The 13,691-nt window shown below is 41.5% G+C and carries 10 protein-coding genes; 4 read left to right on the top strand and 6 right to left on the bottom strand.

Going from position 1 to position 13,691, the window contains the following annotated elements; all coding sequences use genetic code 11:
• Positions 1 to 3: 3 nt before the first annotated feature.
• The 4 genes from BUR11_RS09830 to BUR11_RS09815 all read right to left on the bottom strand — a co-directional run bounded on the left by BUR11_RS09830 (position 4) and on the right by BUR11_RS09815 (position 5,617).
• Positions 4 to 3,399, bottom strand: a complete 3,396-nt coding sequence (locus BUR11_RS09830; protein WP_084560918.1) for a SusC/RagA family TonB-linked outer membrane protein — start codon at positions 3,397 to 3,399, stop codon at positions 4 to 6.
• A gap of 22 nt (positions 3,400 to 3,421) precedes the next feature.
• Entirely contained in the window at positions 3,422 to 3,622 is a 201-nt protein-coding gene (locus tag BUR11_RS09825; RefSeq protein ID WP_074224642.1) for a hypothetical protein, read from the bottom strand.
• A 181-nt stretch (positions 3,623 to 3,803) separates the two neighbouring features.
• Positions 3,804 to 5,087: a hypothetical protein gene (locus BUR11_RS09820; RefSeq protein ID WP_074224641.1), complete on the bottom strand. Its 1,284-nt coding sequence runs from the start codon at positions 5,085 to 5,087 to the stop codon at positions 3,804 to 3,806.
• 185 nt (positions 5,088 to 5,272) lie between these two features.
• Positions 5,273 to 5,617: a hypothetical protein gene (locus tag BUR11_RS09815; protein ID WP_074224640.1), complete on the bottom strand. Its 345-nt coding sequence runs from the start codon at positions 5,615 to 5,617 to the stop codon at positions 5,273 to 5,275.
• A gap of 336 nt (positions 5,618 to 5,953) precedes the next feature.
• Between BUR11_RS09815 and BUR11_RS09810 the strand changes: the two genes are divergently transcribed.
• Complete coding sequence (locus BUR11_RS09810; RefSeq protein WP_074224639.1) at positions 5,954 to 6,166, top strand: helix-turn-helix domain-containing protein; 213 nt, start codon at positions 5,954 to 5,956, stop codon at positions 6,164 to 6,166.
• 231 nt (positions 6,167 to 6,397) lie between these two features.
• Here the strand turns inward: BUR11_RS09810 and BUR11_RS09805 are convergent, their stop codons facing one another.
• Positions 6,398 to 7,576, bottom strand: coding sequence for an AraC family transcriptional regulator (locus BUR11_RS09805; RefSeq protein ID WP_074224638.1), 1,179 nt, complete (start codon positions 7,574 to 7,576; stop codon positions 6,398 to 6,400).
• Positions 7,577 to 7,580: 4 nt separating this feature from the next.
• Positions 7,581 to 8,858, bottom strand: coding sequence for an MFS transporter (locus tag BUR11_RS09800; protein ID WP_074224637.1), 1,278 nt, complete (start codon positions 8,856 to 8,858; stop codon positions 7,581 to 7,583).
• A 223-nt stretch (positions 8,859 to 9,081) separates the two neighbouring features.
• Between BUR11_RS09800 and BUR11_RS09795 the strand changes: the two genes are divergently transcribed.
• The 3 genes from BUR11_RS09795 to BUR11_RS09785 are packed head-to-tail and all read left to right on the top strand — an operon-like array spanning position 9,082 to position 13,504.
• Positions 9,082 to 10,095 (top strand): polysaccharide deacetylase family protein, encoded by a 1,014-nt coding sequence (locus BUR11_RS09795; protein WP_234982139.1) that lies wholly within the window; start codon positions 9,082 to 9,084, stop codon positions 10,093 to 10,095.
• Positions 10,056 to 11,291, top strand: coding sequence for a sialidase family protein (locus tag BUR11_RS09790; protein WP_234982138.1), 1,236 nt, complete (start codon positions 10,056 to 10,058; stop codon positions 11,289 to 11,291). The genes BUR11_RS09795 and BUR11_RS09790 overlap by 40 nt, the downstream gene beginning before the upstream one ends.
• Positions 11,292 to 11,293: 2 nt before the next feature.
• Entirely contained in the window at positions 11,294 to 13,504 is a 2,211-nt protein-coding gene (locus BUR11_RS09785) for a hypothetical protein (protein ID WP_074224635.1), read from the top strand.
• Positions 13,505 to 13,691: the final 187 nt, after the last annotated feature.

Raw genomic sequence — 13,691 nt, 5'->3', positions numbered from 1 at the left:
AGGTTAGAGATTAAAATTTAATTTGAACCCGATTGGAAGACTCCAAGGCATCACATTTTGTCTTTCGATCCCTTGTCGGAATTGGGAAGAGGTATTCCCTTGTGTTCCTCCGCTGGCCCAAAAGGCTCTTTCAGGGTCTATTCCTATATCTGCCTTGGTCCATATCATCAGGTTTCTGGTGTAAATCGAGAAGGTTGCATTTTTAAACTTGCCAAGGTTTGGAATCCTATAGCCAATGCTTAATTCTCTCAATTTGATAAAGGAAGCATCAAAAGTTACTTGCTCATTGAAATCCCAAGGATAGGTATTGGTAATAGGGTAGATGTTTGTTCCCTCCGCTCCCAAATGCTCTTCGTACACATCATCACTAAAATCATTGGGAGTATCAGCCCCCGCAGTTTGGATTACTCCTGGTACAAATGCTCCATCACTGCCATTTTCATCTACATAATATCCACCGGTTTCTGCGGTGTGACCGCCCACTCTAGGATAGTTTCCAGCAGTGGGTATGATGTATTTCTCAGGATTGGCTTTCATCATTTCGATCAATTCATCCGTCGAATACAAACTTCCAGGGATTAAATTGTCCAATTGTCTTTGGGACTTCCAGTCAGATTCGCCATAACGGTAGGTAAAAGACATAAACTCTCCACCTTGTCTCCAATCAATGCTAGCTCCGATGACAAAGTTTTTAATATTCAGAGTAGTCTGTAAACCCATTTGGAAGTCCGGGTTGAAGTTTCCTACTTTCTTCAAATTTTCAGTTCCTGATAATTCCTGCCATCCTCCTGCATTGGATAAAATAGGCCACTTATAATAAGGTGAATTGGGGTCTTCTACTTCTGCATAGCTGGAGCTATACATGTTTCCAATTTGCTCTCCCACAAAGGTAATGGCCCCCCCTCCGTTTTCAGACCACAGGGTGATGCGGTCTAAACCTTCCGCAAGTTCTACGACAGTGGTCCTGTTTCTACTCCAATTCAAGTCCACATCCCAAGAAAAATCCTGTTTCCGAATCAGCGTAGCACCTAGAGCTAGTTCTATTCCTTTACTACGGATCAAGCCTGCATTGATCAAACGCCCGGAATACCCGGAAGAGGAAGGAAGGTTTACAGAGAAAATCTGGTTTCGATTGTCAATTTGGTAGATCGTACCAGAGAACCGGAGTTTATTGTTGAACATGTTCAAGTCAACACCACCTTCATAGGAGGTAGCCTCTTCTGGTTTCAAATCAGGATTCAAAAGGCCTGAGGGCATGCTTGCCGTGTTGATGGAATTGTAAAGTCCCGTAGAAAGGTTTGGAACCAAATTGTATGGCCCCGTATCATTACCTACCTGGGCCCAGCCAAATCTAAACTTGAACATGTCAATTTTATCAGACATCCCTAAGGTATAATTAGCCAACCAGCTCAAAGATGCCGATGGGTAAAAATAGGATCGATTATCCTGAGGCAGGGTAGAAGACCAGTCATTCCTTGCGGTCAGATCCAAATACAATTGATCTGCATAGCCGAAAGAAACTAATCCATAAATAGAATAGATCCCTTTTTCAAAATAGGAATTGTTCATTGACCGATTGTCTGCTGGAATATTTTGAACATTATAAATTCCGGGGATCACCAGCCCATTGTTTCGGTCTCCACCTACCCCTACATTCGTGCTTCGTCCAAAACGATTCATGATATTCCCGCCTAGAGAAGCATTGATATCCAACTCTCCGAAATCCTGATTCCAGGAAGCCAAAAAGTCCGCATTGGATTCTTGCGTCAGAATATCTGAGGTGTAATAACCTCCTCTCGCCATTCGGCTGAAACTATAGGGTATTTTTGTTTCGAGGTTTTCGTCCGATCTATCCAGAGAATAGCGAACTCGTATATTGAAGGATTCAGAAAACTGGTAATCCAAAGCCACGTTTCCATAGATTCGATCCCTTACAAAGGCATTTTGGATACCATAAGCGATAAAGTAGGGATTGTCACCTGCCGAGGTCCTCATTTGTTGCACTTCTTCTTGCCCAGGCACCCATATATCTCGCATTTGGTTAAAATCTACATAAGGAGAAGTATAAACTGCTTCTAATGGATTGGCTCTACGATCACCTGTACTTGGACGGTCATTGGACTTACTATTGGTGTAATTGAAGTTGGAAGTGAAGGTCAATTTCTCGGTAATCTTATGACTCAAGGAAGTGGAGTAACTATTTCTGAATAAATCCGAATTTGGAATCATTCCCTGGTGCAACATATTGGAATAGGAGATTCGATAGGTAGTTTGGTCACTTCCTCCATCGACTGCAATATTATTGGTGGAGGTTACCCCGGTCTGAAGAAAATCTTTCATGGCATTGGGGTAAGCAAGCAATTCCGTTGGGACAGGGTTTCCATTGGCATCCAGTGGACTGTTCCATTGAACAGCAGTATTTCCGGCATTCAGTTCTGGGCCTCCCCAATAAGCAGAACCCTCATTAAAGACACCGGTTCTATTTCCATTGGCATATTTATAATGAAAGTCCAGTAATCGGGTCGGTCTTTCAAACACATTGCTGGTAGAAAATGAAATTCCCATGGACTTTCCTGATTTTCCGGATTTGGTCGTGATAATCACCACCCCGTTACCTGCCCGTGTTCCATACAATGCGGCAGCACTAGGACCTTTTAGTACAGAAATGCTTGCAATGTCATCTGGATTGATATCTGAAATCGCATTTCCATAATCGACTTGGTTTCCATTCCCGTTCTCACGAATGTTATTCAGAGAATTAGACATGGGGACCCCATCGACCACAAATAAAGGTTGGTTGTCGGTGGTAAGAGAGGTGGCTCCACGGATCACCATACTCATGGAGGAACCTGGACCACTGGTTTGGTTGATCGTGACTCCAGGCATTCTACCGGACAAAGAACTCAAGACATTTTCTTGTGAAACCTGGGTCAACTCTTCCCCTTGCACACTCGATACATCATAACCCAAGGAACGCTGATCTCTTTCTATTCCCAAGGCTGTGACCACCACTTCATTCATACTCGTTTCTGTCTCTTCCATGGTGATGTCAATGGTAGACTGGTTTCCTACCGTAATTTCTTGAGAGACAAAGCCCACATAAGAAAAAACCAAAACGGAATTAGGACCAGCCACATTGAGGGAATAGGTTCCATCGATTTCTGATACAATTCCATTGTTGGTTCCTTTTTCTAGGATGGTAACTCCGGGAAGCGGAAGGCCATCTATTCCGGAAATGATTTTACCCCTTACTTGCTGCACCTGAAAAACTTCATTAGCGGCATAAGAGGGAGTCGAATACATTACTGAAAGCCCAAAAATTGGGATCAGTATCAATCCAAAAATCCTGGGAAATCCCCAAAGAATCTTGATTTTTTGGTAAAAGGAAAAATGTTTCATAAGCAAAAAGAAATTTATTGGGTTAGTCAGAATTGTTTTTTGGTTTAATAGGTTGATCCGTTTCATCTGGAATAAACCCGTCAAAAATGTCAAGGAATGCCTGGGTTAATTCCGGAGAATCTTTTTCGATTTCAAGTGTCTTTAGCAATTGAAAAAAATCATCTTTTGAGATCTCCCCAGTGGATAATTTTTCCAGTAATTCCTTGATGTTTAAATTTTTCATAGGCTATACCTTCAGGAGTAATACTCTCTACTTAAAAAAATGGACTATCTATTTGCTGATTACCAGTTTGTTAATTGTTGATTGTTGAGTTCCTCTTTTTGATAATGTTGAGGAAACATTCATTTGCGAGTAGGGTTGTTAATTGGACTGGATTGATTTTGGGGACGAAATGAAAGTTTTTTTAAAACCGCATTTGGGCACCAGGGATGGGGCTATGGGAGGAGGACGCGATGATTGCCAATAGAAGAATGATCAGCATTGCGATGGTAGCAGTTTTTACCGCTGAATAATCCGGTAAATGGGTGTTGATTCCATTCTTTTCAACTTTAAAAGTTAGAACCAGCACGAAAATAAAATTGAGGATATAAAGGTATTGTTCCAGCCTACCCCATTTGAAGTAAGAGCCCGTAAGTAGGATCGAAAAGAGGAGGTAAGAAATAAAAAGGAGGGGGCCTGTAACGTTCAACAAACGTTCAGGAAAGGAGTGAGAAGCACAAAAATCTTTATAATTCTTCCAAGTCAGTAGCTGTAAAATCACCCAAATTAGAAATGCAGCACCAACTGAAATCGCAGCCCAGGTTGAGGAGGTGCTTACTCCCAGTTTTGTGAATTCTGAACTGAGGTCTTTTTCCAAAAAAGATTTTTGAAACACAATCAACGGAATTAGAAAAACCAATCCAAACAAAGCCCATCCTGTTCTGGGGTTTGCTTTAATTGTTTCTATGGGTACAGGAGAGGATTTCTTGAAACCTGTAATGGCACCATAGGACATGCCCAATCCACCAAAAAATCCCAAACTATACTCCATGACATTCCAGAAGTTGAACTGGATTCCGGACAAGTATCCCATCACTTGTAAGAAGTCCCCAAAAGCAAATCCAAACCCTCCTCCAATTGCAGAGAACAAAGCGGTTCGTAAGGCACCTTGATAGGAATTCCGGACCATGAAATAGATCAGCGCAATGCCAGCTCCGGCACAAACAGCCCAAGCTTCTGATCTTGGCGGAGTCATTAAAATTCCAAGCTGCTCAATAATAAAATAATAAAAGACAATGCCTCCAGCGGTCATTTCTACGAATAGATGATGCCAGGCCACTTTTTTACCTGAATTGCCCTCTTCCAATCCCAATCCAAATAATCCTCCTCCCAGTAGACCATATAGTCCTCCTATTACTGCAAGCATCACTAATCCATAACCGGCATTGAGTAAATCTTCGGATCTCCCATACCCAACGACTACACCATAGCTCATCATTCCTCCCAATCCCCAGCCAATAGCACCCATTAGGGAAGATTTAAGGCCTACGGATTCCCAGTTTTTATTTCCAGTACTGATGATAAAGAAAATACAGGCAATGCCACCCGCCCAGGCAGCCCCCTGCTCATGCCCGAATTGGCCGCGGATGGCCCAAGCAGTACCTAAGGTAATAGAGGTGATTAAAAGGATGCGGAGGTTCTGGTTCATTCCACTTTAATACCCCGGATCTGATGAAATGGACTACCAAACTGAAATGGACTACTAAACAAAGGTGTTTGCAAACTTATTGCCTGGAAGGAAGCAATGGAATGTTACCCTACTTTTTCCAGTATTCCCCAGAATCAATGAAGTAGTAAGCATTTTAAAAAATAGGATCATGAATAGTATTCAACTTATCCAGTTAAAAGGACTGGTTGCTTAGGATAAGTTTTGAAATCATTTTTTTGAATTTTTTCCAAACTGAGGAAGCATTCTTCAGCTACTGGTATTAATTCTTCACCATTACTGGAAATTGGGTAGTTCATACAATTTTGCATGAAACTACTATAGGTGTCATAAAAGGGGTTGGCTTCACTTTCCGGTATTTCCATTAATTGCCTGACCAAATCCATTATTCCCAGAAAATGGCGAAAACCGGCATCCAAATGAAGTTGATCTAAGCCGTAAACCAGTTGACAATGTTTGAGATCTTGAAGTATCAGCGTTTTAATAAGTTCATCTTTTGGAATATTGATCATGACGAGTTGGTTTAGTGTAAGGTTGATGATTTGTATGGAATAGACTTCGATTGTTCATTACTTTTTTTAAGCTCCTGTACTTGAATAGCCAGTTGAATCCATCGCTTTTAAATATTTCAATTTCCTAAAGTCAATGAGGTCTTGTCCTAAGGCTTAGTTGTCAAATAATATGTGCTGAAAATCTGTTCATGCTTTCATGGCTATCCAGTGTTTTCATAGGAGTATTAACTCCTTGAATGACAGTGTTAATTTATAAAATATACTAAAATTAAGTTACCCCATATTTGCGTTAAAATAATGTTAGTTTTTCATTGGCCTTAGTTCAATGAAAAGTTTTTGGGTCAGGAGTTTATCGATAAGGTTGGAAAAAGAATTGTGGAGATAAGGAAATCCAAGAAGGTCTCTCAAGAAGATTTAGTAGAGAGAAGGGGTTTTACGCTGAGTCAGATAGGAAGGATAGGAAGAGGGGGAATTAACACAAGCATCAGTCATATCTCTGCCATTGCCAAAGCATTAAAGGTTGCCCCAAAAGAATTGTTTGATGTGTGAGTGGGACATACCTGCAGCATCTTAAATATATTACTTAGGATGTGAGGAGGGGATAGGAGAGGAGGGGGTCTTGGATGGCTTTCCTAGGATATTTAAATCCCAGAAATAATTTTACGGCTCCCCCTTTGTTTAGCGCAGGTTTTAGCAAAACATGAGAAATGGATAGGGCAGAAAAAGAACGCAGAAACCTATCGAAGAAAATCCCGAATAGTGGATTTTCAATTCAATAACTTATTGCCTAGAAGGAGGCATTGGGATGTTTCCCCACTTCTTTCTGTATTCCCCTGGAGAATATCCCGTGAGTTGTTTGAATTGCCTAGCTAGGTTTTTACTGTCTTGAAATCCCAGGTCCACAGCAATCTCAAAAATGGACTGGTCGGAGCTGAGTAGCTTTTGGGCGAGTTTTTCCATGCGGGTTTTAGTGATGTATTTGTAAACGGGATGTCCCGTAATCTGCAAAAACCGCTTTTCCAAAGCCCTTCTGGAAAGGGGTACTTCTTTGACTACATGGTCTACTAACAAGTTTTGGTCGATGTTTTTATGGATATAGGTGAGGGCATCAGCTACATATCCATCTGCAGAAGCAAACATATCGGTAGAAGAGCGGGTGATGATATTCATTGGAGGTACGATGATATCCCGATTTTCTTTACTTCCAGATTGGATCATTTCATCCAATACCTGAGCGGCATCATATCCTCCCCGTTCAATGTCTAATTCTATACTGGAAAGTCTTGGGTCTGATAATTCGCAGAGCATGACATCATTGTCCACACCCAGCACGGCTACCTCCTGAGGTACGCGGATTTTATTATGGTTACAAGCCTCAATAATATGTACTCCCTGGTTGTCATCACAGGCCATCAAGGCCACTGGTTTTGGAAGATTGTTGAGCCACTTATTCAGGGATTTACTTTTGTAATACCAGATATCGGTAGATCTTGCTTTCTTATGTTCAAAGTAATTGACCTCAAATCCGGCCTGTTTGATGGTGGATTCAAACCCTTCCGCCCTTTCTCTTGACCAAACGATATTGTTGAACCCATAAAAGGCAAAGTTGTAATAGCCTTTATTAAGAAAATATTCTGCCCCCAACCTTCCTGTTTCACGGTAAGAACCGGTAATATTTGGAATGTTTGAAAACCGTTCTTTAAAGTCCTGGGCAATTACAGGAAGGTCACCGTTCAGAAACTCTTCCTCCATTTCATTATACAGCTGGCCAATAATCCCATCAGCTTTCCATTCTTTGGCCCATTTGAGGATTCCCTTGGCGCCAATCATCTCGCGGTAATACAAAGGCATTCTGCAAAATGTCCATTGCCCATTTTCACTGGAATAGGTACTAATACCCTTTAACAGAGACTTACTATATTCTTCTCCAAAATCTAACAGTAAAATTACACGATACATAAGATCAGGCAAAAAGTTCTTTGAGAGATTTGACCCTGGAATTGCTTACTAATGGTTTGGCCCAAAAACCAATAAATAAGATATACCCTAGGGGAATAAGCAGATAAAACATCGCAAACTGTAAACCTATGAGATCTGCCAATGTCCCTATAATCAAAGGGATGACAGCTCCTCCCACAATCCCTGTACAGAGGAGACCTGCAAAAGTGCCATGGGCAAAATCCACTGAATTCAATGCCAGTGAAATCAATATGGACCACATCACAGAAAGACAAAACCCGGAAAAAGAAAACGCGATTAACACTACATTTCCCTGTGCAAGTAGTCCTACCAATAAGGAAAAAATTGCCGCACAGGTAAAGGATATCAATACCAGCTTACTATCCATAAACTTTAGTAAAACCAGTCCCAAAAGACAGCCAACGGTCAACAGGCCCCAGAAATATGAAATAACTTTAGCTCCACCGACACTGGGATCAATGCCATGGTAATCCTGTAAAAATTTACTCACCCAGTTGGCAATTCCCTGTTCTGTACCTACATAGGAAAAGATCCCTAAAAAATAGAGCCAGACCAGTCGTTTGCTGAGAAGTTTTTTCAGAGTGATACCTAAATCAACACGCTCGTCTTCTTTTAGGTCCACCTGAGGAAAATTGGTGAACCCTACCAACCCCAGCATGATACAGGCTAGCAAAGCAAATACAAAGTAGACGGACACCCATTTCATATCCTCAGGTACCCAAAGTTCAAGGTATTGGACCCAGTCAGGAGCAGTAGTTGAATATAGAGAGCGATCCAAATAACTATAGAGCATGGGGCTTAGAAAAGAGGCTGCCCCAAAGGCCAATTGACCCAGTACTGAATTAAAGGCAAAGTGTTCCTCACCTCCTGTAACTCTCAATAAGGGATTGATGACCACTTGAAGCATGGCCATTCCCAAGCCTATGATAAATAAAGAGCTCAAAGAGAACCCAAATTGAGGGTTGAATCCAAATATTAAGGCCCCAATAGCTGCTAAACTGAATGCAAGTAATAAAACGGGTTTCTCCCTCCATTTTTCTACCAATAGGCCTGAGGGCAAGGACATCACGCCATAGGCTACAAAAAAAGAAAAGGGTAAGAATCCTGCTAACCCATAACTTAAAGAGAAGCTTTTAATAATTCCCGGAATAATGGGCCCAAGAATATTGGACATCAATGATATCACAAAGAATATCAAAAAAATAAGAAGGAGGATTTTCGTTTGGGCCCTCTTCCTTTGAACTTTCTGATTACCTATCATTTCAAGCAAAAATTAAGTACGCAATTGTAAGGAGAATGACATTAAAAACTAAGGCGTTAACAGTTTCTTAATTAAAAATAAACTTGAAGAAACTATTAGTCCTTTTTGAAAATACTAAGGTAACATCAGTAAATCAAACTAATACTTCAATGATGTGTAGTAAGAAATGTTAATTCCCCTAATAATACAGTTTTTTCTCTTAGGGATGTCCAATCCAAGTCCAATGGGACAAATGCAAGTGGAGTCATCTAAGACTTATGCCGAGAAACTTGGCTACCCAAAAGGGAAGAAAGTAGCCATATTTCATGTAGATGATGCAGGGATGTCCTATGAATCCAACTTCGGTACTTTTCAAGCTATTCAAAACGGAGTAGCGACATCCTGTAGTGTCATGATGCCATGCCCTTGGGCAGCCACATTTTTAAGAGAAAGCAAGGTGTCCCCGGGTATAGACATCGGGCTACACCTGGTATTGACGTCGGAATGGAAAACGTATCGTTGGGAGCCGCTAGCCGGGAAAAGTTTGGTTCCTGGTCTTACAGACCCGGAAGGAGCTTTTTGGCCAAGTGTAGCTGAAGTTGTAAGGCATGCCTCAGCAGAAGAAGTCTACTTAGAGTTGAAAGCCCAGATTGACAGAGCTTTACAAATCGGAGTCCAGCCTACGCATTTGGATTCACACATGGGGACTTTATTTGCCAAGCCCGAATATTTGGAAACCTATTTAAAGGTGGGGTTGGAGTATCAAATTCCCATCATGTTTCCTGGAGGAAGGAATAAATTAATCACACAAAGCCTACAGCTCCCCTTGGTCAAGGAATTGAAAGAAAAGGGAGCCTATACAGAGGGGATGGAACTTCCTGTTCCGGATATTCTGGAAGAAGCAGAAGCGTTCGGGAAAAGAATCTGGGAATTGGGTTTTCCGGTATTGGATGATTTGCACAGCATCAGTGGAGATTGGAAGCCCGAAAAAAGTCCTTATACCCAAGAAGAAATTACCGATTATAAAATTCAAAAATTTAAGGAGACGCTGGACACCATGGACCCTGGTTTGGCAATGATCATTGTACATTGTAGCCCAGCAACTGAGAATTTTCAACATTTCTCCAGTTCAGGACGCTCAAGACAAGCGGATTTAGAAGCCATGCTTTCTGATGAGTTAAAGTCTTATATTGACCAGGAAGAAATCATATTGACCACATGGAGAGAAGTTTTGGAAAGAAGAAAGAGACTCGAATGAAGAAGCTGTTAAAAATGGCGGGTGCTATTGCCTTGGTGATCCTGGGGTGGAGCTTGATCCCTAATTCCGCCCTTGGGCAAGGAGATTTGCTGAATTCTACCGTAAATGAATCCATCTTTCCTTTGCAGGAAAAACATACCCATGCCAGTAGCATTGTTGCGCTGCCCAATGGAGATTTATTGACTGTTTGGTTTGAGGGATCTGGAGAAAGAAAAGCGGATGATGTGCTGCTGATGGGCGCGAGAAAGAAAAGTGGGGAACAAGGTTGGTCTGCTCCTTTTTTAATGGCAGATACTCCAGGGATCCCAGATTGTAACCCGGTCTTGTTTTTAAATCAAAGTGGGGAACTGTTTTTAGTTTGGATAGCGGTTTTGGCAAATGAATGGGAGCATTCGATTTTACGTGTCAAACGAAGCCAGGATTATCAAAAGGAGGGAGCTCCCGACTGGTATTGGCAGGACAATATTTTCCTGAAGCCTGACAGTGAATTTGCGGAGGAAGTGGAAAAAAAATGGGCAGATTTACCCCCAACTCATTTAGGTTGGGCTACTTATGCTCCAACATATGAGAGTTTGATTTTGGAGGCTTCCAAAGATTCCAAAAAAAGAAGTATTGGATGGATGACCAGAATCAAGCCTTTAATGGTAGGCAATAGAATTATTCTTCCGCTCTATTCCGATGGTTTTAATTTTTCAATGATGGCGATATCTGAGGATCAGGGCAATACTTGGAAACCCAGTTTGCCATTGGTGGGGAAGGGGCCCATCCAACCCGCATTGATACAAAAAAACAATGGAGAGATTTTGGCCATGCTTCGGGATTCAGGTGATGCGCCTCCAAAAATTCAACAAAGCATTTCCAAAGATCTGGGTCAATCCTGGACTGTAGCCAGAAAAACCGATTTTCCCAATACAGCAAGTGTAGAATTACTTGAACTGCAGGATGGTCGCTGGTGGATGGTAGGAAATGATCTTTATGACGGGAGATATCAGTTGGCTTTATGGATATCTTCCGATGAAGGTGAACACTGGAGCCCTGCTCAATACCTGGAATTTGACCCCACTCACAATGGAAAATTTTCATACCCTGCATTGATCCAAGATTCCAAAGGACTCGTGCATTTAACTTATTCAAAACACCTCAAAGAAGGTAAAACCATCCAATATAGAATGTTGGACCCTAACCTAATTCATTGATTATGAAAACCAATTTTTCTGCCTTTTCCCTAGTACTGATCATAGGGCTTATTTCTTTGGATTCCTTTGGGCAATCCGGATCCGGAGGGTCCTATATAGATCGTCCTTTTATTCAGGAATATTCGATCGTTCATGCCAAATCCCTATCCAATCCCAACCAGTATAGCTTGGCATCCAATCAGCATGGAAGCGTTCAGTTAGTGGAAGACCACCAACTGCTAAAACCTTTTGGTGGCCAGTTTCAACATTGGGGAACCTTGGTCAAAGATCTTTCCTATTTACCCATGGCCGATAAGCAGGTCCAAGCGATAGCTAGCTATCAAGGTGAATTCATTTATCTTGATAATAAGGCTGTATTTAGTAATGCTTGGGCAGGAAGCCTGTATTTGGAACATCGACTTCCGGCCGCTTACATTATTGATGGAGGAAATGATTTTGATTTTTTGATCAGTGACGGGAAACAAGTGCAGTATGTAAACAGGGACGGGAAGGAATTGATCTTACCTGCCCCAAATAAAATAATCGCAATTGAGTTTGATCCTGTTCAAAATGGGTTTTGGGTCTTGAGTTCTGAGAAGCTATTTTTATTTGATCCCCAAGAAAAAAATCTGACCGAAGAACTGAGTACACCAAAGATGACTTCTCTTTCATTCCATCCGGAGCAAAACAGATTGATTGTGGGGACGGAATCCGGCTATTTTACCTATGATATCAAAGCAAAAATTGCATCAGAGTTACATGCCAAACTTCCATGGGATGAGATCAATGTGGTGGAAGCCCAAGGGGACAAAATATGGTTTGGGACTTCCAAAGGTGCTTTTGTGCTACTTCCGAATGGAGATAGTCACTATTATTACTTGGAGCGCTGGCTTCCCGGAGAAGAGGTGTTAGATATTGCATTTGGTAATGGAGAGGTCTATTTGTTGACAGATCAAGGGCTAGGAACGGTGGTCCAAACTGAAATGACCTTGGCAGAAAAGGCCAAACTATTTGATAGGTATACAAAGAAAAACCATTTGAGACACGGGTTCAATGCCTCCTTGAAATTGGCAGAACCCGGGAAATTGGAGACAGGGGTCTTGGATGATTCGGATAATGATGGGTTATGGACCTCCATGTATCTGGCTTCCCAAGGATTCCGATATGCGATGACCCAGGATCCAGAAGCCATGGATCAAATCAGGCAATCCTTGTTGGCAATGGAACGGCTTTTTACCATCAATCCGGTTGCAGGTTTCCCTTCCAGATCCTTTGAGCGATCCGGATACATAGAAAAGCTATCTGACCCTGAAAGATGGCAACATGCTCCCAACCCAGAGTGGGATTGGAAATCTACTACGAGTAGTGATGAAGCTATTGGACATATGTTTGTCTATGCGGTGCTGGCGGAACTAGTGGAGGATGATTGGGTGAAAAATAAATCCATTGAATTGATGGATACCCTGATGACCCATATTTTAGATCATGACCTATACTTGATCGATTTCGATGGAAAGCCTACCCAATGGGGAAAATGGAATCCTGAATACGTCAATCAATTTCCAATTCAAGTCGGGGATAGGAAACTCAATTCTTCCAATATCATCAGCATGCTTCAAACAGCCTATCATTTTACAGGAAAAGAAAGATTTAAAGAAAAGGCTTTTGAATTGATGGAGAAAGAAGGATATCTAGAGAACCTGATGAGACCGATGTCAATCATAGGACAAGCAGGGGATGGAAGTGATTCTTATAGTCAAATGCTGTCAGAGTCCTGGAATCATTCTGATGATGAAATGTATTTTTTAGGGTATTGGGGGCTGTACAAGTATGCGTTCAATGAGGAATTGAAGGCAAATTACAAAACAGCAATTTTGGACCACTGGAATGCTGAAAGACCAGAAAAGGACGGGCTATGGAATATCTTCGGGGCACTGGTTCAACCCGAAAAGTTTGATTTAAATGAGGCTATATGGTTCCTTCAGGAACACCCCATTGATCTGATCAATTGGAATGTAAAAAATTCACATCGGAAAGATATCCAAGCACTGGAGCCAAACTTTAGAAGACAAAGTATTTCACAGGTTCTTTCTCCTTCGGAGACAAGAATAGCCCGGCACAATGCCAACCGCTTCAATTTAGATGGAAATGGAAACGGCAGGTCAGTCTATAGTGCTGGGGATATATGGTTACTTCCTTATTGGATGGGTAGGTATTTGAAGGTAATTCAATAAAAGTAGTACGGCCAGATGGTTCTGGAGGCTGCGAAAAACTAATCATTAAATCGATAGGAGTGAAGCCAAGTAATAAAAACTTAACCTATTGATTATAAAGAGTTAATCGGTTTGAATTTTTCGCAAATTGAGGATTTAAATGCGTGATTTACGATCATGATTGAGCTTATTTTTTCAAAATTTAGAA

This window comes from Algoriphagus halophilus (genome assembly GCF_900129785.1).
GTDB lineage: Bacteria > Bacteroidota > Bacteroidia > Cytophagales > Cyclobacteriaceae > Algoriphagus > Algoriphagus halophilus.
The sequence above is the reverse complement of the archived record's forward strand: the minus strand, read 5'-3'. Positions and strand labels throughout refer to the sequence as shown.